At 33.7% G+C, this 21635-nt stretch carries 14 protein-coding genes; 10 read left to right on the top strand and 4 right to left on the bottom strand.

Features of this window, described 5'->3' with window-relative positions:
- Window positions 1-5: 5 nt before the first annotated feature.
- The 9 genes from ABWU65_RS08085 to ABWU65_RS08125 all read left to right on the top strand — a co-directional run bounded on the left by ABWU65_RS08085 (window position 6) and on the right by ABWU65_RS08125 (window position 9917).
- Entirely contained in the window at window positions 6-341 is a 336-nt protein-coding gene (locus tag ABWU65_RS08085) for a GPW/gp25 family protein (protein ID WP_353278945.1), read from the top strand.
- A gap of 2 nt (window positions 342-343) precedes the next feature.
- The gene (locus ABWU65_RS08090) at window positions 344-1135 is read left to right on the top strand and encodes a baseplate J/gp47 family protein (RefSeq protein ID WP_353278841.1); all 792 of its coding nucleotides are present in this window, start codon (window positions 344-346) and stop codon (window positions 1133-1135) included.
- The gene (locus ABWU65_RS08095; RefSeq protein ID WP_353280098.1) at window positions 1120-2280 is read left to right on the top strand and encodes a phage tail protein; all 1161 of its coding nucleotides are present in this window, start codon (window positions 1120-1122) and stop codon (window positions 2278-2280) included. Before ABWU65_RS08090 ends, ABWU65_RS08095 begins: the two co-directional genes overlap by 16 nt.
- A 168-nt stretch (window positions 2281-2448) precedes the next feature.
- Window positions 2449-3144, top strand: a complete 696-nt coding sequence (locus ABWU65_RS08100) for an ankyrin repeat domain-containing protein (RefSeq protein WP_353280096.1) — start codon at window positions 2449-2451, stop codon at window positions 3142-3144.
- A gap of 25 nt (window positions 3145-3169) precedes the next feature.
- Window positions 3170-3631: an ankyrin repeat domain-containing protein gene (locus ABWU65_RS08105; protein WP_353280095.1), complete on the top strand. Its 462-nt coding sequence runs from the start codon at window positions 3170-3172 to the stop codon at window positions 3629-3631.
- A gap of 12 nt (window positions 3632-3643) precedes the next feature.
- Complete coding sequence (locus ABWU65_RS08110; RefSeq protein ID WP_353280094.1) at window positions 3644-4075, top strand: DUF2924 domain-containing protein; 432 nt, start codon at window positions 3644-3646, stop codon at window positions 4073-4075.
- Between the two features lie 2 nt (window positions 4076-4077).
- Entirely contained in the window at window positions 4078-5568 is a 1491-nt protein-coding gene (locus ABWU65_RS08115) for a recombinase family protein (protein WP_353280093.1), read from the top strand.
- Between the two features lie 210 nt (window positions 5569-5778).
- Entirely contained in the window at window positions 5779-7791 is a 2013-nt protein-coding gene (locus tag ABWU65_RS08120) for a hypothetical protein (RefSeq protein WP_353280091.1), read from the top strand.
- Window positions 7791-9917, top strand: a complete 2127-nt coding sequence (locus tag ABWU65_RS08125) for a hypothetical protein (RefSeq protein WP_353280089.1) — start codon at window positions 7791-7793, stop codon at window positions 9915-9917. The genes ABWU65_RS08120 and ABWU65_RS08125 overlap by 1 nt, the downstream gene beginning before the upstream one ends.
- A gap of 282 nt (window positions 9918-10199) precedes the next feature.
- Here the strand turns inward: ABWU65_RS08125 and ABWU65_RS08130 are convergent, their stop codons facing one another.
- From ABWU65_RS08130 to ABWU65_RS08145, 4 genes are all read right to left on the bottom strand, one after another.
- Entirely contained in the window at window positions 10200-10412 is a 213-nt protein-coding gene (locus ABWU65_RS08130; protein ID WP_353280617.1) for a hypothetical protein, read from the bottom strand.
- A complete protein-coding gene (locus ABWU65_RS08135; protein WP_353280004.1) occupies window positions 10409-11653 on the bottom strand; it encodes an ankyrin repeat domain-containing protein in 1245 nt (414 codons plus the stop codon). Before ABWU65_RS08135 ends, ABWU65_RS08130 begins: the two co-directional genes overlap by 4 nt.
- A 96-nt stretch (window positions 11654-11749) precedes the next feature.
- Window positions 11750-13894: an ankyrin repeat domain-containing protein gene (locus ABWU65_RS08140; protein WP_353280003.1), complete on the bottom strand. Its 2145-nt coding sequence runs from the start codon at window positions 13892-13894 to the stop codon at window positions 11750-11752.
- 194 nt (window positions 13895-14088) lie between these two features.
- Window positions 14089-16872, bottom strand: coding sequence for a hypothetical protein (locus ABWU65_RS08145; RefSeq protein ID WP_353280002.1), 2784 nt, complete (start codon window positions 16870-16872; stop codon window positions 14089-14091).
- Between the two features lie 276 nt (window positions 16873-17148).
- Here ABWU65_RS08145 and ABWU65_RS08150 point away from each other — a divergent pair.
- On the top strand, window positions 17149-21635 hold a 4487-nt coding region (locus ABWU65_RS08150; protein ID WP_353280618.1), incomplete at its 3' end, for a hypothetical protein.

The raw sequence follows: 21635 nt of genomic DNA on the forward strand, positions 1-21635 counted from the left end.
AATATATGCGAGGAATGGATGCTAAAACAGGAAAAGCATTAGAAGGAATAGAGCACTTAAAGCAGTCGATAATTGATATACTGACCACTCCTATTAACAGTAGAGTAATGAGAAGAGATTATGGTTCTCGATTATTTGAATTAGTAGATAAGCCAATAAATAGAGATTTAACTTTGGAAATCTATGCAGCAACAGCAGAAGCACTGGGGAAATTTGAGAAGAGATTTAAGTTAGAAAAAGTAAAGATTGCTGAAGCTAAAGAAGGAAAAATGACTCTTGTACTTGAAGGTATGTATCTTTCAGAAGGCAAATTCATAGGTATTAGTGGAGTAGTTGTTTAAAAATGCAGCAGCCTGAATCACTGAACTTCGAAGAGATTTTTGCTCGGATGAAAGAAGAATTAATAAGTCGAGATAAAAGTTTTACAGCACTAATTGAAAGTGACCCAGCGATGAAGATTTTAGAAGTAGCAGCATGGCGAGAACTTTTGCTTAGAGAAAGAATAAACGAAGCAATAAAAAGTAATGTACTGAAGTTTGCAAGGGGAGAAGATCTTGATAATTTAGCTGAGTTTTATGTTGTAGAAAGAGAAAAAGGGGAAGATGATGAACGATTTAGAAAAAGAATTAAAGCAAAGATAGCAGGTTGGTCAACAGGAGGAAGTAAGGAATATTATAAATATCATGCACTGTCAGCAGATAGTAGAGTAAAAGATGCACTAGTGGAATCAACTATACCAGGGAAAGTACAAATTTCAATCTTATCAACACAATTATCCACAACTGGCATAGCGTTAGAAGAGCTACTTGAAATTGTAAAAAAGCAGGTTACTAGAGATGATATAAGGGTTTTAACAGATACAGTAACAGTAGTTGGTTGCAATATTATGGAAATAGATATTCACAGCAGAATGAGCATAAGTCCTTTAATATCAGAAGAAGAAATCAAGAAGCAGTTTATTGAAAGGTTTGAATTAGCAAAAAGATTAGGGTGGAGTGTGACAAGATCTTGGATAATAGCGAATTTATTTGTAGATGGTGTAGAAAATGTGGAATTAATCGAGCCAAAAGAGGATGTTGTGGTACTGGGGAATGAGTGTGCAAATTTGCGAAATTTAAAATGCTATTGCCACTAAACGCAACAAAACAAGAAAAAGCATTGGTAGATGCGATAGATTATAAAGTAGATCCAAACTGTATCAGAGGATTTAAGTTTAGTCTTAAAGAAGAAACATTGCCGTGGATAATAGAAGAATATGGTTTAGAAGAGATACTGCGTTGGGTAAAAGATAGAAGAAAAGCCGTAGTAGAAGGAGTAAAATTTCAAAGACTACGTGGAACCCCAGCATCACTCAAAATAGCACTCAAGTGGGCAAATATAGAAGATATTACAATTATTGAAGAGCCACCCGGTAAACATTTTTTCGAGTTGCAAATAGGAATAAAGGATGTTCCAAATGACTTTTTTGTGGATGCAGTAGTAGAACTTGCAAAACTATCATTACCAGCAAGATCAAGGCTAATGAGGATTTTCAATGATCACTACAATGTTGACAGGTTTATTTTAGATGAAAGCTTTTTTGGAAGTTTGTTGTCGGATTACTCAGGTAGAAAAGTTGAAAAAGATGGGCCAGTGTTATCGTTTGGAAGAATAAATTTTTTCAGGTCTAGTGGTCCAGTTATTAGGATTATAGAAAACTATCTACGCGATCATTATGAACGAGCTTTAAGCAATGATATATATCGCCTAGATGTAGCAATCCTTGGAGAAACCGAGCCTCACACAAAGAATTATAACGGTATTTATGAAAGAAATCATTTGTGGTACAATTTAAAAGCACTATATCCATTACCACAGAGCTTATTGCCAGAAATAAAGTTTGCAAAAGCGCAGATAGTATTATCAAACAGTTGGGATTTAGGAGACATAAATACGTGCTTTCCAGTTAGTAGCGTAGAAGAAAGAGGAAATAAATTTGTATTGGGAAGCGATAAACTTTCAGGGCAACATTGGAGTTTAAAACACAAGCCAATTTTAGAAAGATTCAGTATTATCCATCGTTACAAAGTAGAAAATTATACAGATCAGAAGGTCAGAAAATATGTTTTAGCAGAACACAACATTTACTATAAAAACGACTTATATTCAGAGCAAAAAGACTCAATACACGAATTAGAAAAGCACATTTTAGTGTTTTACCCGGGAGTACTGAAATGGCACGAACATCGACATTTGCACAGAAGTTGGAAAAATAGTCAAGCAATATGTATAATAAGTTAAATACTTATATTTAGATCCTCATATATTATATTAATAATAGTTTAAAGTGTATGAAATAAAAAGAAAAGGACTTGCTTTCTCATGCTAAAACGGACATGACTTGAATAGCAGCAGGTAAACATAAGAAATTTATCTGGCGCTAGAAAAGCTAATTTTGTGAGGTATGAAATGAGTTTTAGCAAGAGTAAGTTTTTTAAAGAAGTATCAAGTAAAGATATTAATAAAAGAAATGAAGAAGGAGAGACGATCTTGCATCAAGCAGTAGAAATCTCCGATTACAAAACAGTGAGGTTCTTAATAAAGAAAGGAGCAGAGGTAAATGCAAGAGATAAAAATGGTTATACACCTCTACACTGTGCAGTATTCGCAAAGAGTTTAGAAAATGTAAAAGTGCTGCTAAGGGAAGGAGCAGAAGTAAATGCTACTCAATATGTCACTGGATGTACGCCACTGCACTCTGCGTGCAAAGGAGCAGGAGTTGAAATAATAAAAGAGCTAGTAAAAGCAGGAGCTGAGGTTAATCAACTGAATAAGTATGGCGCAACGCCAATGTATTACATCTGGGAAAGTGAAAAGTATCGTCTATGTGATAGCAAAGGGAGTGAAAAGGCAAGTAAATTTTTGAGAGAAAAAGGAGGAGTAACAAAAAGTAGAGAACTGACATGCTATGAAATAGAGAGGCTAGTGGGAGAAATAGCAGACATGTTGAATGGGAGTTATTTACCGGAGCTAAAAATAATAGAGATAGGAGAAATAAGGAAGAGAGACAAATCACTAATAAAGGAAGAATGTGAAAATTTAGCAAGCAAAATAATAAGCCAAGTAAGTGAAATGATAGATGAGGTGGTGAAAAGGAGGGCTTAAAATTCAAAAAAAGGTGAGGTAGGTTATGAGTAAAAAAGGAAAAGAGGAGTCACTATTAGAGAACTCATTTAAAAATATTTATGCAAGAGACAAGAAGGAAAGAACAGCTCTGCATTATGCAGTAGACGCAAAAACAGTGAAGTTGTTAGTTGAAAAAGGAGTGAATGTGAATGCAGCAGATGTGAAAGGATACACAGCACTGCACCTAGCGGTAACGGAGAAACGTCTAGAAATCGTGAGAGAATTGATAAAATCAGGAGCAGAAGTAAATGCTGAGGAATATGGAAATAAATGCATACCTCTACACCTTGCGTGCATGGTAGGAGAAAAAGAAATAGTGGAGGAGCTAGTAAAAGCAGGAGCAGAAATAGAGCAAGCAGATAAATTTGGAATGACAGGGATGGATTATGCGAAAAACAGCAAAGAGATAACTGAAATATTGAAGAAAGAAACAGACAGAATTGAAAAGTTATTTGAGAAATTATAAAAGGCTAAAAATATGGAGGAAGAAATAGCAAGAAAGGTAAAAGGTTTGGAGAAAAAAACATTGGAAGAGCTGAGGAAAATATGGAAGAAGGTATATGGAGAAGAAGCGCCTAGATACTCAAAGAAATACCTGATACCAAGATTAGCATATAGAATACAGGAGGAAGCATATGGAGAAATGTCAAGAAAAGGAGCAAAAAGACTAGAGTATCTGGCAGATCGGCTAGAGAAGGGAAAAAGAATAAGTAGTGACAAATTACCAGTAGCAGGAACAGAGTTGATACTAGAGAGAGGAGAAGAGACGCATGCGGTAATGGTGACAGATAAGGGTTTAATCTATAGAGAAGAATTTTTTACGTCATTATCAGCAGTAGCCGGAAAAATAATGGGAATGAGCTACAACGGACCTTTATTATTTGGAATGCGTGATAAAAATGGAAGTTGAAAATGCTAAAAGAAGTAAGGTGTGCGATATATACAAGAAAATCAAATGAGGATGGGCTAGAACAAAAGTTTAATAGCCTTGATGCCCAGCGAGTAGCATGTGAAAAGTACATAAAGAGCAAAGAAGGCTGGGTAGCATTGGCAAAAAGGTACGATGATGGCGGATATTCAGGAAAAAACTTAGAAAGACCAGCAATAAAGGAGTTATTTGAAGATGTTAAAGGAGGAGAAGTAGATTGTGTAATAGTATATACGCTAGATAGGCTCTCAAGAGAAACAAAAGACAGCATAGAAGTGACATCATTTTTTAGAAGGCATCGAGTAAATTTTATAGCAGTAACACAAATATTTGACAATAATACGCCAATGGGAAAATTTGTACAAACGGTATTGTCAGGAGCAGCACAACTAGAAAGAGAAATGATAGTAGAGAGAGTAAAAAATAAAATAGCAACATCAAAGGAGCAGGGGTTATGGATGGGTGGAACTGTGCCACTTGGGTATGATGTAAAAGATAAGGAATTAATAATAAATGGAAAAGAAGCAAAGACGGTAAAACATATATTTGAGAGGTATATGGAGCTAAAATCAATGGCAGAATTGGCAAGGGAGTTAAATAGTCAAGGTTACAGAACGAAAGCAAGGTTTGATATCTTTAAAAAAGCAACGGTGAGGAGAATAATAACAAATCCAATATATATGGGAAAAATACGGCATTATGAGAAAGAGTATGAGGGAAAGCATGAAGCAATAATAAAAGAGGAAAAATGGCAAAAAGCACAAGAATTGATAAAGAATCAACCATATAGAAAAGCAAAATATGAGGAAGCACTGCTAAAGGGAATAATAAAGTGCAAGAGCTGTGATGTAAATATGACGCTGACATACTCAAAAAAAGAGAACAAAAGGTATAGATATTACGTATGTAACAATCATTTAAGGGGAAAGGGTTGTGAATCAGTAAATCGAAATGTAGTAGCAGGAGAAGTGGAAAAAGAAGTAATGAGGAAGACAGAGAAGCTATATGAAAAATGGGAAGAAAAAGCGGAAGAGTGGAAAAATTTAAGTTTTGGAAAGCAGAAAGAAGTAGTAAAAAAGTTAATAAAGGGAGTAATGGTAAAAGAAGATGGAATAGAGGTGAGCTCAGAGGATAAGGTGGAATTTATACCAATAAAAAAGAAAGGAAACAAATGCACAGTAGTAGAGCCAGAGGGGAAAACAAACAATGCATTACTGAAAGCAGTGGTGAGGGCTCACCTATGGAAACGTCAGCTAGAGGAAGGAAAATACGCAAATATAAAAGAGCTGAGTGCTAAAGTTAATATAGGTACAAGACGTATACAACAAATTTTAAGATTAAATTATTTAGCACCAAAAATTAAAGAAGATATAGTAAATGGGAGGCAGCCAAGGGGTTTGAGGTTAGTGGATTTAAGAGAAATACCGATGCTGTGGAGCGAGCAAATAGAAAAATTTTATGGATTAGCGATGTAACGTTTATAAAAGTAACAAGAAGAGATGACAATGAAAAAAGAAAATATTTCAGTTTATTACTGAAAAATAAGAAACACTACAAAAGAGCTGCTATAGAGATTTTTATTAAAATTTAGCTCAAAATTAATTAAAAGTTTATGCAAAAAAAATTGTTGATTTGTGGTTTAATGATAGTTAAGGTATGCTATATTGTATAGCTAGAGAGGTAGTATGCCTAATTTTTTTGACAAGCAATTTAGTGAACGGGTAAAAGAAGCGATAGATAGAAATGATCCTAAGTTACTGCAGATATTATTGAGCACTAAATATTGTCAATTATGGGAAGATTGGCTTACTCACTCCATACTTTCTTATAAAGTTATTGGAATAACTCAAACTTTAAAATATCAGTTGCCTATTAATATAATTGCTGCACAAAAACAAGTTTTAGACAAAAACTTCGGCCGTCTTATACATGGCAGGTTACCGACCAGAAGTAACATTGCACAGCCTGATGAACTTTTAGATGTAAGAGCGAGTAATTATGATGTAGAAAAAGTAAATAAAGAATTAGAAAATGTGGAGCGGGAAATACTAGAAAGATATAAGGGTTTTAAGCATGAAACTGTAGAAAATAAATATCAAGTATTCAACGTGCAAGACATGTTTGATCCAGCAGGAAGATTTGTTTATTCTTATGATGGCGATGATTATACAGAAGGGAATAAGTATTTAAAGGAAATTACTGAAGCATTTAAGAGCCATCTTGCTTTGCAGCCAGTATTAAAGTTAGATGTATCCGATCATTATAATAAAGTATATGGTGATATGTATACAAAGATTACTCAAGAATATCAGTTGAGAATTAGAAATGGTCAGGCAATTCGTCTTTTATATGAAGGTAATGAATCACTAGTAAAAAAGCTTGATGGTTTAAGGGATGGTGATGATAAATTAAGGTCGATATTAACCAGTATTAGTAAAGAAGTAGTGAATGGAATACGTAATGGTGAATTTATTGAGGAAGTTTATGATAAACTAATTGATAACGTACTCAATGCTGCAATTGAGGAAGGACATCATCCTTTATATCAAGAATGCAACAACACGGAAGGAGATAAGGAGCAAAAGATTGGAATAATAAAAGAAAGAATAAAGGAACAGGTCAAGAAAAACAATAGGCATGAACTTTTGAAAGAGTATATGGAATATGCTGCTGATAAAGATCAACCTAGTATGCATATCATCAGTGTGTTGATAGTCAATGGTGCATCTTTATTAGCAAGTTGTGTTATAGATCCGAGCACAAATCAATCAATTACAATAAAGGAGAGGTTGCAAGGATTGGGGGGAGAATATAAAGCTCTAATAGATAAATCGATTTTTACAGTAATGAGAAAGGTTCATAAATTGCTATTTGATTTTTCGATTGTAGGAAAGGAAGAAGTAGATTTACTTAAACTAGTATCAGAAACTCCTTCTGAGGACGGGTCTTTTGTAAAAAGTGGGGAGAAGGTGCCATTACTAAATGAGATAGGTGGTCAGGGTGAAAGAGAGTTTATGAGTCTATTGAAAACTTGCGTAGAAAATATTAATACTCGTAATACTTCATTTTTCGGTTCAATTGTAGAATTTTTTGTAGGTAAAGCTGAGCCATCTGAAAAAGATCGTGAAGAGGCATATGCCAAACTTTATGAGTGTATTGAGGTTGGTTACTTAGCAATAAGAACAGGATGTGACAGAGTAATAGTGGATTATATAAATGAGATAGAAGAGGAAGCAAGAAAATCTAACAATCCATATCTGAAGAAGTTGTATAAGAACTTTCTTACGCTTTTATATGATTATAATGACCTGCCTAAATCAATGTATATTGCTAGGTTTTGTAGATATATTTCCCGTACAATAACCTGGAGTCCAGCATGGGAGGAAATATTAACAGGACCTGATTATCGTACAGATGTAGGAGAATGGTCAAAAAACAAGTTTGAAGAGGTAGAAAAAGCAGAGAGACATGAAGAGAGTGTAAGACTAGCAGAGTCGGGAGCTAGGGAGAGAGCACTAGAGCAAAGTATTGAACAGTCAGATCAAGCGAGACAAAGGGCAGAGCAAAGGGCAGAACAAGAAGCTCAAAGGTCAGCTAAACTTGAAGAGATGTTGAGAAGAATGGGAGTCGATCCAGGTACTGCTTTGGATGATGTGAATGTAAGCCAAGGTGCAAGTGCAGGAATTGAGAGAAATTAATGGAACCAATTTTTCCTGAATATACATTTGGTAGTGTTAGTTTACCTTTATGGCAAAACAATATAATTAGACGTTTTTCTGAACATAGAAAATATCGGGTACTTTTGTGGGAGTTTGGTCCTACTTTATTTGAGCATTTATGCAAACAAAAGGGTTTTGATTCTAAGGTACTACTACAAAAGAATAAAAATGGTGAGGTATCAGAAAATGAATACCTGATGTTACTTGAAGCATTTGGTGAAATGAGAGTTTATTGGTGGTGGCCATGGAGCAAAAAAATCAAAGATGTTGAGCTAACTAAAGAACAGTGTGAAAGAGCGATAAATTACGATAGCTACTCTTTTTTGCAGAGATTAGTGCTTAGTGTATTTACAAATGTGATAGTACATCAATGGCATATTGTTCAATATGGATATATTTATAATTATCAACAGCTAACAAAGGAGGGATACATGCTAGATGCTGGAAAAGATATGGGAAAAAAAATGTTAGGAGCAGGAGCTACGGCATTAGGTGCAGGAGTAACAATATGTGTAGCAGGAATTATAGCTGCAGGTTCTTCTTATCTTGCTGGTAGACATACTGCAGAAGTAGGAACGCTAGCAATAGCAGATAAGTTTAGTAATCTGATTAGAGCAGTTATTTTAAGTAATAACATTGATAATGATTCTAATGCAACTTTAAATGAAGTACTGGAATCATTTGAATTAAAATGGTTACTGATGAATCTTGATATAAGCCTGAAAGATGTAGAAGTGGGTAAAAAGAGCAAAGAAGAACATAATAGATATGCTAAGGATAGAATTAATGATGTTAAGAGACTATCGTTAAAGTATCATCCAGATGTGCAAGCAGGTATACAAAATGCAAATAGTATGCAACAGAGAATTAATGCAATACTGAAAGCACTAAATAATGTACATGATTATGTAATGAAAGAAAAGCAAGGGTATGGTTACATATATAGATTATTTGGAGAAATTTCAGTCAATCTAATTAATAGCGGTCAAGATTTATTTAAGATAATCAATATAGCTGCATGTAATAAGTTGCATTATATAGCGTATTGGGAAGAAGGAAGGTTAATGGAATCAAGGAATCAATATTTGGAAGAAGTAAGAGAACACTATATAAAGCCATTAAAAAATAACTTAGGTTTTGTGAAAAAGATACTTGATGAGGAAATGTCTATAAGAGAAGCAAGAAACATTCTTGACTCAACAAAAGAGATAAGAAAGAAATTTGAACAACGTAATGAAGAGTATCAAAAATTCTATGAAGAGATTTGGATAGAAAATCTAAAATCGTTAAGTAAGGAATGTAAAAATTGTAAAGAGTTGGAGATAATAAAATTGGAAGTGGGTAAGTTATTAAAAGAAGGTGAAACACAATATAAAATATTAAAGAGTCACAAAAAAGATAAAGTACAACCTGACGAAATATTTGTAGAGCCAATATTGGAGTATTCTGATTTGATAAATTCATACTACAAATTGATAATAAAATTGTGTGAGAATATAGAAAGTTGTTTCTGTTGGGATAATAGTGATTTTTTTGAGCAACAGAAATTTGTGTTAGGAGCAGATGAAACTGAATTTACTGAAATAAGTAAGGAGTATATAAAAAAGCTCTCGTGTCAGGAATTATTCAAATTTGCAAACCTTATGGTAAATTATTATTATAATAAGGAAAATGGCAAAGGGTTACAAGAGGTGGTAGGTCAGTATTACAACGGTGGCAATCCAAAAAGGAGAGAAATAGGAAGTATATCAGTTTTTGCGCTAAATCAGTTAACAGAGTTGCTTGAAAAAAAGTTTGAGAAAAAAGAAACCTTTTTTGAAAAAGAAAAGAAAAGAACAAAAAAAGCAATAGAAGAATCAAATGATATAAGGAGGCGCATAGAAGAAATAGAAGTTAGAATTAGAGCATTAGAGCAAAGTAGAGAACAGTCAATTCAGGCAAGACAAAGGGCAGAGCAAACGGCAGAACAAGAAGCTCAAAAGGCAACAAAATTTGAAGAAATGTTAAGAAGAATGGGGGTAGATCCAGAAACTGTTTTAGATGATGTGAATGTAAGCCAAGGTGCAAGTGTAGGAATTGGGAAAGGTAGTGGGGCTGGTGTATAAGTTTTTTGAGTAGTTTTTTCAAGTATGCAAGAGAGAGCACTAGGTAGGAGATACAAGCTTTTTTATTGGTTGAATATTTTCAAAAGGTTCTCTCATTTAGCATCACAAAAAATTCAATTATTGACTCTTTCTAAAATTACAAAAAAGATCGTATATTTTTGAGAACTTTTTACGTAAAAGCGGTGTTATGAAAATAAAAGTTTGAAATCTTTGCAACAAAATTAGGCAAACCAGTTCGTATGTAGATATGGATAAAATGGGCTAATATGGCTAATTTTAGCGTTATAGTAAAGTTACTATATTAAAAAGTTCGTATGGGTCAAGTGGTAGACCAACCCATCCCAAAAAAACTTGTTCTCGCGTATGCTGATTGTGGTTATTAGAAACAGCTAGATCACTTAAATTTTTAACACTAATTAGTTTTAAATTAACACAAAATTTATGATAATTTTCTACTTTAAATAGATAAAGTTTTTCTCCCGTTATCCTTCTCAAACTCTACTGAGAAATTTACTTGATCCAGAGTGCTGGTGTAATGATACATCCGTCACTTTTGTAGTACTTAACATACTTGCAATTCCCATACGTCCAGTTTCTCTAGCAAGATCTAAAGGTGTTTTGCCATTATTATCTTTAACTTGAGTATTGGCACCTCTATTAATTAGAAACCTTGCAGTGATTTCTTTAAAATACCCATCAACACCAGCAGTATAGTGTAGCGGAGTCAAACCATTTGCATCAATTTCATTAATGCTTACTCCCTTATTTAAGAATAGCTCTATAATATTAGGAGTTGTGCGTCCTCCTCCGCGAGCGGCAAGATGTATAGGCTTTTGACCATCAACAGTTTGAGCATGAATATCAGCCCCTTCATCTATTAGCAGTTTTACAGCCTCCAATTCAGCATGTTTAGCAGCATAATGTAGCGGAGTTAACCCATTTGTATCAGTATCATTAATACTTACTCCGCTGCTTAAGAAGCACTTTACAATATTAGCAGTATTAGCAGTTTTGTATCCTCCGCGGGCAGCAAGATGTATAGGTTTTTGACCCTTAATGGTTTTAGCATGAATATTAGCTCCTTTATTAAGTAGAAATTTTGTAAGATCTAAGTGATCAAATCGAGCAGCATAGTGTAGTGGGGTTAAACCATTTTTATCGGTATTTTCAATGCTTACTCCCTTACTCAAGAACAAATCTATAATATTTACGCGCCCTGCGTAAGCAGCAAGATGTATAGGCTCTTGACCACAAGTATTATTAGCATAAATATTAGCCCCTTTATCAATTAGAAATTTTGCCACTTCTAATTTATTCTCGGATGCAGCATAGTGTAATGTGGTCCTACCAATTTCATCAGCATCATTAACACTCACTCCCTTGCTTAATAAGAACTCCACAATATTTTTATGACCTCCAATGATAGCATCATGTATAGGTTTTCTGCCACCAATGCTATTCTTAAAATTAATGTTAGCTCCTTTGCCTACAAGAAACTTTACAGTATCTAACTGACCATATCCAGCAGCAAAGTGTAGTGGTGTACTGTCATTACTGTTAACATCATCAATACTTACTTTTTTGCTTAACAAAAACTCTATAATATTATTACGACCAAACTTGGCAGCTGAATGCATAGGCTTTCTGCCACTTACATCTCTAGTGTGAATACTTGCTCCATTTCTAACAAGCTCTTTAACCTTACTAAGGTTGTTTTGTTCTATTGCATTATGCATAAATCCTCCCAAAATATTATACTACTACTAAAATAATAAAATAAAGCAAGATGTTTTTGAAATAGCAAAGCCAATATCTTTCGCTTCATTTTTTGCTCATAAATTTAATATCTCCTCACGCTGACTTTTCCTTGATTCTTGTACTTTATCTGCCCAAGTTTTAGATGTACTATGAGATTGACTAGGTTTTCCATACCTTTTAAAATACCCCTGCTCAATAGCATCATAAACCGAATATCCACCAAGTAAACAATTCTTACCTAATTTTTCTCCACAATTTTTTAATTGCTCTAGCAGATCTTGATTATTTACTTCTACCCTTATTTGACCTTCATTTTGCTTATCAGGATATAATCTAACTTCTAACTCTCCCTGACTGGTAGGGAAAGTTAACACTATATCACTATTATCTGCAAGGTTAGTGTAATTCCTTATACCATTTTCTGTTATAATATCCACCTCGCTTTTTCCGATCTTTATTATACTTCTTCTATATCCTACCTCTTTCTGATTTAGCTCTAGATCTCTTACTTTATCTGTGATCATTGCAACATTTATTGTGCTATCTTTTGAATATTCCAAATAAAGAACAGAGTTATCCATTCTTACATCATTCAGCTTATTATTGGCTGCACTTCTTGCAATTTTAACAAGTTTATAAGCATTATCGACGTAGCTCGCATAAGCATCAAAGATATTATTTTTATGATACTTAAATTCTAATTCCAGTTCGTTAATTACATTAATACTATTTTCATTATACAATACTGCCCCTGCTGATACCAAATTATACACTATATCACTAGCAACTTCAGAATTCCTTTTTAACTTATTTAACTCACCAATTCTTTTTATCACATAATCTGTGAAACTATACCAGTTACATGCAATAGGGTCTTCTGGAGAAAAGTCTTTGTTAAAATTTAGCCGCACTCCAGATCTGATTGCCTCATCTACAACTTTTTCTAGTTTGTCCATATCTTCAGCTTTAGATACCCTGTCTAAAAAATCATCTAATTTTTTCTTTTGATCTGGCATTAAATGGTGCCATAAAACGAGGGGACGTTTTTCCTCTGCTATGCAATGAGGTACATCACATGATGCACCTGCCTTCAAAAATAAGTCTCTTATTTCTGCACCAATAGCTTCATTAACATCAGAAATACCTGCGTTACAATAACAAATATCATCAGCGTATTTAAGAAATAACGCTCCCCAAATATTTAATACCACTTTTAGGTCTAGGTTACTCTTATGTTCATCTAAAAACTTTTTTACAAGCTCTTTTAATTTATTTAAGGCAAAAAAATCTGAATGATTGAACCAAATGTTGCATAATTCTTGTTTCAATTCCTCTTGTTCTTTAGTTAAAAGAAGCCCTGCCACATTGTAATGACCATTATCAATTGCAACCTGTTGTGGAGTTTTTCCTTGTCTATCACATATATTTGGATTAGCACCTCCCCGAAGTAGTGAGCTTACACCTTTACTATTACCACTAGCAGCAGCATAGTGCAAAGGCGTCTCTCCTTCGATGTTTTTTGTGTTGGGATCTGCTCCTGCTGCCAAGAGCAAACTTACAGCTTGATCTTCCTGATTGCGACCCACTTCATATATATGAGCCCCTGAAACCGCATGCAGTACTGTTGCATCAGATTCCCCTCTTTTAAGGTTAAGAACAACTTTTAGATCCGGATTGCTTTTATTATTTTTTAAAAATTCTTCAAGCTCATAAACACCACCATTATCATAATCAAAGGGAACACTTTCATCATACCAGTCTAGATACTTTAAAATATTTAGTAGCTCTTTGTTTAACTCCTCTTCACTTTCTGTAAGTTTATGTTCTTCAGTAAACCAAACACACACTTGTTTACGTAATGAATCTCGACTATCCATCAAAGATGGTGGCACCATATTATAACTTTCAAATGGCGAAATGACTGTTTGAGTCCACCAAGAATCACCCTGATTGTATATTTCATCTATCTCACTCTCTGAGTATCCTCGCTTTCTTAAGGTTTCTAACGGATCATTACACAGAACTTGTGATAGATGTTCTGATTTAATTAACTCATATTCATCATCAAATAGTTCATCTGTTTCAAAATACTCTTGCTCAAGATTTAATTTATAAAAATACTCTTGCTCAGGATTTAATTCATAATTTAGTTCTTGTGCGTTAGTTTGTTTATTACCCACTGGCAAGATATGTTCCACAGATTCTTTAACCCCAACCATACTCCCCTCCTAGTATAGATAAATAATATATTGTATATAATATATAACATGAGTCAAGCTAATTTCAACATAATATTTTTATTATTTTGCAATGTTTGAGTTTTCATAGAAGATCAGCAGTCCATATGGCAAAAGTAGGCCAATTCTGCGTTATGCTGGATTACTACAAAGAAGAGCTTGTTGTGTATACTTAATCATTTGGATGAAGCCTGCAACGTTGTAGAATGCTTAGCAGTAGATATACCAGAAAGTGTACTCTTAACAATAGCCCATTTACCTACATTAGAATCCTTTTGCTTCTCTTTACTAATTTTTTCATTCCATTCCAAATCAAGAGAAGTAAGATTTGAAAGCTTACCATCTTTTAATGCTTCACTTAAAGCTTTTACACCTTCAGCACCAATTTCATTCCATCCCAAATCAAGAGAAGTAAGATTTGGAAGCTTACCATCTTTTAATGCTTCACTTAAAGCTTTTGCACCTTCAGCACCAATTTCATTCCATCCCAAATCAAGAGAAGTAAGATTTGGAAGCTTACCATCTTTTAATGCTTCACTTAAAGCTTTTGCACCTTCAGCACCAATTTCATTCCATCCCAAATCAAGAGAAGTAAGATTTGGAAGCTTACCATCTTTTAATGCTTCACTTAAAGCTTTTGCACCTTCAGCACCAATTTCATTCCATCCCAAATCAAGAGAAGTAAGATTTGGAAGCTTACCATCTTTTAATGCTTCACTTAAAGCTTTTGCACCTTCAGCACCAATTTTGCTACCCCTTAAATTAAGAGAAGTAAGCTTTGTAAGATTGCCGTTAGCTAAAGCTTTTACACCTTTATAATCAATTTCATTTCCTATCAAATGAAGAGAAGTAAGATTTGGAAGCTTAGCTAATTTTTTCAGATCTTCAGCACCAATTTTATTCCTTACCACATAAGAAGGAGCAAGATCTGGAAGCTTAGATAAAACTTTTGCACATTCAACACCAATTTTATTCATCAAATGAGCTGATTCCTTTGCGCTTTTATCATCGATTTTTACCTCTTGTAAACTAAGTTTAGTAATATTTGTTCTATTTTGTAAAAAGCGTACCAATTTACTTATATTTATTTTAGTACCTATTATGATTAAAGAATTACCTCTAACATGCTGGTCAAGAGTCATTCCAAAATCAAGAGAAGTAAGATTTGGAAGCTTACCACTCTTTGATGCTTCACTTAAGGCTTTTGCACCTTTATCACCAATCTTGCTACCCTTTAAATTAAGCGAAGTAAGATTTGTAAGATTCCCGTTAGCTAAAGCTTTTGCACCTTTATCACCAATTGTATCCCATTTCAAATCAAGAGAAGTAAGATTTGTAAGATTGCCCTTGGCTAAAGCTTTTGCACCTTTGGCACCAATTCTATTCCCTATCAAACTAAGAGAAGTAAGATTTGTAAGATTCCCGTTAGCTAAAGCTTTTGCACCTTTATCACCAATTGTATCCCATTTCAAATCAAAAGAAGTAAGGTTTGTAAGATTGCCGTTAGCTAAAGCTTTTGCACCTTTGGCACCAATTGTATTAAGTTCCAAATGAAGAGAAGTAAGGTTTGTAAGCTTAGCTAATTCTCTTGCATCTTCAGCACCAACCCTTGCGCTTTTTAAACTAAGTTTTGTAATGTCTGTTCTACTTTGTAGAAAGCTTACTAGCTCGTTTATATTGATTATAGCACTTGATACTACTAAAGCGTTGCCATTCACATATTGGCTAAAATCCTTTTGCTTCTCTTTACTAACTTCATCATAACCTACAACTGCACCAGCCTCTTGCTGCTTTGCTCTTTGTATAAATTTGTTGAAAGATTCTATAGATACTGGCTCTAAGGAAAACCTTCTATTTAAAGTATCTCTAGATGGCGTAGTTGCCCATTTTTTATTCTCTATTAAATGAAGAGAAGTAAGACTTGTACACTTAGTTAAAGCTTCTGTACCTTCATCACCAATTTTATTCCCTACCAAACTAAGAGAAGCAAGATTTGGAAACTTACCCTTCTTTAATGCTTTCCTTAAAGCGGTTGCACCTATATAACCAATTTTATTCCGTTCCAAATGAAGAGAAGTAAGATTTGTAAGATTGCCTTTAGCTAAAGCTTCTGCACCTTCATCACCAATTTTATTCCCTACCAAACTAAGAGAAGTAAGATTTGTAAGATTGCCGTTAGCTAAAGCTTTTGCACCTCTATGATCAATTCCATTCACCATCAAATGAAGAGAAGTAAGATTTGTAAGATTGCTGTTAGCTAAAGCTTTTGCACCTTCAGCGCCAATTGTATTCAATTTCAAATGAAGAGAAGTAAGGTTTGTAAGATTGCCTTTAGCTAAAGCTTTTACACCTATATAACCAATTTCATTCCATCCTAAAGCAAGAGAAGTAAGATTTGTAAGATTGCCGTTAGCTAAAGCCTTTGCACCTTCATCACCAATTTTATTACATTCTAAATGAAGAAAAGTAAGATTTGTGAGATTGCCTTTAGCTAAAGCTTCTGCACCTTTAACACCAATTTCATTCCCTACCAAAGTAAACGAAGTAAGATTTGAAAGCTTAGCTAAAGCTCTTGCACCTATATAACCAATTTCATTCCCTACCAAAGTAAGAGAAGTAAGATTTGTAAGATTGCCGTTAGCTAAAGCCTTTGCACCTTTATCACCAATTCTATTCCATTTTAGATGGAGAGAAGTAAGGTTTGTAAGATTGCCGTTAGCTAAAGCTTTTGCACCTTCATTACCAATTTTATTCCATTCCAGATGGAGAGAAGTAAGATTTATAAGATTAGCATTAGCTAATTCTCTTACACCTTCATCGCCAATATCTGAACTGGCTAGAGAAAGCTTTTTAATGTGTGTATTATTTTGTAAAAAGCTTACCAATCTTTCTATGTCCACTACAGTACCTTTAGTATTCATTATTAAGGAATCACCTTTAACATATTGGTCAAAATTCATTTTATCCTCCATTCAACATTACATAATAAATATACTTGTGCTAATACTATTATTAGGATAGAAAACCATAAATCAACCACTTTTTTAAAAAATATTTTCAGCAAAAACATCATGCTAATTAGCTTCACAAAAGATTTTATTGTTTACTTTTTCCAAAAATCACAAAAAAGTGAGGGTTTGCAAAGCTAATTGACAGGGTTTGAAAATATGTCTATTAAACTATTAGTTTTTTATGGTATATACAGTGTTTTTTATTCATAGATATAAGGGGTAACTATGCCAAATACTTCAAAACCTTCCTCTTCTTCCAAGGGAGATGAAGCATCTAAGCCGGTCAAAAAAAGGCAAAAATCTTCCAAGAAATCTGCTAAAGAAACTGGAAGTAAATCTACTGATAGATGTGAACCACTAGCTACAAGTTCTGCAAAAGTGGTTGCGGAAGGAGAACGTTGGTATGAGTTATTAAAAGAAAAAATAGGTTTAGATATTAATGCAAAAAAGTGGATGAAAGAACATCCAGAGTTGGCTTCCCAAAATAAGTCTGAACTACTAATAAGGCTAGCATACGAACTATGTTTAGCTAAAAATACAGAATATGATCCAGAAAACGAAAATGAAGAACAGGATAATAAATACGCAAAGTTTGATGCAAAAAGGATATTTGCATTATTTGAAGTGGCTAATGATCTAATAGAGCAATCAGATCGTAAGAATTTCGTGGAATTTGTATGTCAAAAGGGTAACGTGCAGTTATTGGAAATGATTTGTCAAAGAGAGGAGAAGGATAAAGGAGACAAGAAGTTAGAAAGGCAATACAAATGGAAAGGAACTTTTACTGGTTATTCAAAACCAATAGACTTATTACAATATGTACTTAAGCAGCCATGTCCTCCTGAAATAGTACTATGTATTGCAAAAAAAATATATAGAAGAGCACATATTTTGTGTAATGGAGAACAATATCTTGGTAGCAAACAAGCTGCAAGGATAAAAGGAAACTTGCATTATGCTGTACAAGATTCAAAAGAGGTTTTAAAGCAAGCAATAAAATTAGGTTACAAAGATACAGTATCAGTAATATTAAGTGGTGATATTTATCATTGTATTCGCTTCATGAGATGGAAAGTGTTTCAAGAGAAGCAAGAATTTCGTGAAGCCTACAATATGATAAAAGAAACAGTAGCAGATGTAATAAGTTCATGGGTGGAAGATAAACAATCTTACAAAAGTTCTATACAAGATTTGTTAGATCAAGGAATAGAGAAAGATATGAAAAAAATGAGCAGTGAAGATCTCGTATATCAACTAGAATATCTAGGAAAAAAGGTAATAAATAAAAACAGGATTAGCAAAGAAAAACTCATGAACGAGCTAGAGGAACTAAGAAAGGAAAAAGGAGAAGTAAAACTAAGACCAACTATATTAGGTGCTTTAATATCAACGTTGTTTTTTAAGCATCAAGATGAAGCGATAAAAGGCGAGTCATTTACACTAAAAAACACAAGAGTGGAGAAGAGCGAAAAAGAAAAGAAACTTAATGAATTAAATCAAAAGATAAATAGTGGAGAACGTATAGACGGCATAGTATTAGAGTTAATCAAATCATTGAACTTAGGTTCTCATTTGTCTAGTAACTGGTTCTTTAGAGAAGTGTTAGCAAAAGTTGTGAATGAGAATTTAGATCAGTTAAAGGCAGTTTGTGCTGCTATATGTAAAGAGCCAATGGAAGAATTACTAAAGGGTGAAGAAATTCATGAAAATGTGATTGATGTTTTACAGTTTTTTGATGTTGAAATATTATCCAGTCAAATTACAACGTCAGAAATTCCAAGTAGTTGTTGTTTAGCTAGTATTAGTGATCACTTTATGAGGGATGTAAATGAGATGTCCTCTGAGAAAAAAGCAAAAGAGGATTGTAGTAGTGATGAACTAGCTTTTAGTGGATTGACGAGAAGAACTATACTTGATCTCAAGCAAAAGAAGGGTGAAGGAGGACCTACAGATGAAGAAAAAGAGGATTTAATATCTAAGGCAGTGAGTGAGATAAAAAAAGGAATCAATATTCTTGCTGTTGGTAGTAAGACTTGTGTAGATGTAGAAGATACATTTAAACACTTTGAGCTTATTAACGACGAAATAACAAAAGAGAAGCGTAAAGAAATTGTAGAACTTGTATGTCAAAGGGGTAACGTACAGTTACTGGAAATGATTTGTCAAAAAGAGGAGAAAAATAAAGGAAAAAATATAGTAGAGAGTCAATACAAATGGAAAGGAACTTTTACTGGTTATTCAAAACCAATAGACTTATTACAATATGTACTTAAGCAGCCATGTCCTCCTGAAATAGTACTATGTATTGCAAAAAAAATATATAGAAGAGCACATATTTTGTGTAATGGAGAACAGTACCTTGATAAAAGCCGAGTTGTGCAGATGAAAAAAAACTTTGATTACCAAGATTCAGTTATAAAAGAGTTTTTAAAGAAAGCAATTAAATTGGGTTACAAAGATACAGTATCAGTAATGTTAAGTGGTGATATTTATCATTGTATTCGCTTCATGAGATGGAAAGTGTTTCAAGAGAAGCAAGAATTTCGTGAAGCCTACAATATGATAAAAGAAACAGTAGCAGATGTAATAAGTTCATGGGTGGAAGATAAACAATCTTACAAAAGTTCTATACAAGATTTGTTAGATCAAGGAATAGAGAAAGATATGAAAAAAATGAGCAGTGAAGATCTCGTATATCAACTAGAATATCTAGGAAAAAAGGTAATAAATAAAAACAGGATTAGCAAAGAAAAACTCATGAACGAGCTAGAGGAACTAAGAAAGGAAAAAGGAGAAGTAAAACTAAGACCAACTATATTAGGTGCTTTAATATCAACGTTGTTTTTTAAGCATCAAGATGAAGCGATAAAAGGCGAGTCATTTACACTAAAAAACACAACACAGGATAAGAGTATAAAAGAAAAGAAACTTAATGAATTAAATCAAAAGATAAATAGTGGAGAATCTATAAACGGCACAGTATTAGGATTAATCCAATTATTGAACTTAGGTAGTCATGTGAGTAATAACTGGTTCTTTAGAGAAGTGTTAGCAAAGGTTGTGAATGAGAATTTAGATAAGTTAAAAGCAGTTTGTGCTGCTATATGTAAAGAGCCAATGGAAGAATTGCTAAAGGGTGAGGAAGTTCATGAAGATGTGATTGATGTTTTACAGTTTTTTGGTGTGGAAAAAGATTTTTTACTAGAAAAAAGTATACCAGGAAATAGTGATGATACATTAGTTAGGAATTCACAAAGCGTTGTAGAGACTGTAAGCAATAGATCAGAGAAGAGTATTAGTTCATCAAGTCGACAATCATCTGCTGATCATGATCCACAAAGCAGTACAGTACCTATAAGTCAAGGAGGAAAATCTATACCTTCTGCCGCATCAAAAAAGAGCTGTTCTGCATCAAATCTACCTAGTTCAAGAGTGGCAGAAAAAAATAATGAAGGTGTTATGCAAAATAATTGTGTACAAGGTGGAAATCCTTGTTATAGTATAAATGTGGGTCAGGGGTCTTACTACCCAAATATACGAAATGATTTTATAGGAGGCAGAATGCATGGATCGAATCAATGGGAAGCTATATTAGCTGGTGGTTCTAAGAGGAAAATAAAGAAGTCATCTGATGATAAGTTACCAAAAATTAGTTACTTCAAAGATGCTCATTACGAAAGGTATAGAAAAGAATTACTACGTAGGATACTTGATTACAATCAATTGATTGATAGTCTTGCGATACCAGAGGAAAGTTCAGATAAAAAAATGGGTGACTTATCATTGGATAGTTCATTAGACATTTCAAGTATCTTAATGGATCAGTCAAATATTTCAATGGATCAATCTGACTTTGATGATGTTATTCAAGATTACGTTAGAGGAGTTGAGATGTTAAAAAAAGGGCAAGAAAGTGTAGGTAAGGATAAAATTTGTGAGGCGGCGAAGCAGCAACTCCCACATGCAATGTATGCACATGCAATAATAAAGTTCAAGGAAGTTATGGAAGGTAGTACCACTAATCAGCAAGAGCTGATCAAGGAAGCTGTCAAATATATGAATAATTCAGGGAAGTGTTTTTTCCCCTTGAGTAGTTTTGTACTTGGAATGATGGAGTTACACAATATAGAAACTTATGGCAGCTTGATTCAAAGTGAATCAGGAAAGTCATGGAAAATGCATTTTGCTGATGTCTTGCTGGCTACTGAAGGAACCAATTTTAGAGTTGGGATTGAAGCTTCCAGGGTCTTGAGTTGTATTGGATTAAGTAACCCGATTTTTTTTAAGCCAACTGAGTACTTAAATACAATGGGAGAAAAGAAAGCAATAAAAGAATTAGAATGGATGCTCCAGTATGTAAAATATGAGTTGGCGAGAGACATAGTATCAAATGAAAAAAATTCTCATACCGCACAATATCTGCTTCGAGAATTATCTTTAAGTGGTTTTGTTGATGCGAAATTTTTGTATGCGGTTGCATTGCTCAGCAATGAACTTGAAGAAATCAAAAAGGAAAAAAAAGTTTGTGATCTTCTTGAATCCGTTAGTCTTGAGCATCAAGAAGCAAAGCTTCTCTTGGGGATATTGCCTTTTAGAAAGGGATATGAATCTGTTAAGAGTAATTATTTTGATTATTTAAAAGAGTATGTAAATGTAACATGTGATAATAAGGATTTAAAGAAAACCCGTCTCAAAGAAAAGTTATCTATTTT

It is taken from the genome of Wolbachia endosymbiont (group B) of Silvanus unidentatus (assembly GCF_964028615.1).
In the GTDB taxonomy this organism is placed as follows: domain Bacteria; phylum Pseudomonadota; class Alphaproteobacteria; order Rickettsiales; family Anaplasmataceae; genus Wolbachia.

Bases quoted from the DNA above. Each gene is read 5' to 3' on its own strand.
- ABWU65_RS08085 (WP_353278945.1), top strand. From the start codon at position 6: ATGCGAGGAATGGATGCTAAAACAGGAAAAGCATTAGAAGGAATAGAG.
- ABWU65_RS08090 (WP_353278841.1), top strand. From the start codon at position 344: ATGCAGCAGCCTGAATCACTGAACTTCGAAGAGATTTTTGCTCGGATG.
- ABWU65_RS08095 (WP_353280098.1), top strand. From the start codon at position 1,120: ATGCTATTGCCACTAAACGCAACAAAACAAGAAAAAGCATTGGTAGAT.
- ABWU65_RS08100 (WP_353280096.1), top strand. From the start codon at position 2,449: ATGAGTTTTAGCAAGAGTAAGTTTTTTAAAGAAGTATCAAGTAAAGAT.
- ABWU65_RS08105 (WP_353280095.1), top strand. From the start codon at position 3,170: ATGAGTAAAAAAGGAAAAGAGGAGTCACTATTAGAGAACTCATTTAAA.
- ABWU65_RS08110 (WP_353280094.1), top strand. From the start codon at position 3,644: ATGGAGGAAGAAATAGCAAGAAAGGTAAAAGGTTTGGAGAAAAAAACA.
- ABWU65_RS08115 (WP_353280093.1), top strand. From the start codon at position 4,078: ATGCTAAAAGAAGTAAGGTGTGCGATATATACAAGAAAATCAAATGAG.
- ABWU65_RS08120 (WP_353280091.1), top strand. From the start codon at position 5,779: ATGCCTAATTTTTTTGACAAGCAATTTAGTGAACGGGTAAAAGAAGCG.
- ABWU65_RS08125 (WP_353280089.1), top strand. From the start codon at position 7,791: ATGGAACCAATTTTTCCTGAATATACATTTGGTAGTGTTAGTTTACCT.
- ABWU65_RS08135 (WP_353280004.1), bottom strand. From the start codon at position 11,653: ATGCATAATGCAATAGAACAAAACAACCTTAGTAAGGTTAAAGAGCTT.
- ABWU65_RS08140 (WP_353280003.1), bottom strand. From the start codon at position 13,894: ATGGTTGGGGTTAAAGAATCTGTGGAACATATCTTGCCAGTGGGTAAT.
- ABWU65_RS08145 (WP_353280002.1), bottom strand. From the start codon at position 16,872: ATGAATTTTGACCAATATGTTAAAGGTGATTCCTTAATAATGAATACT.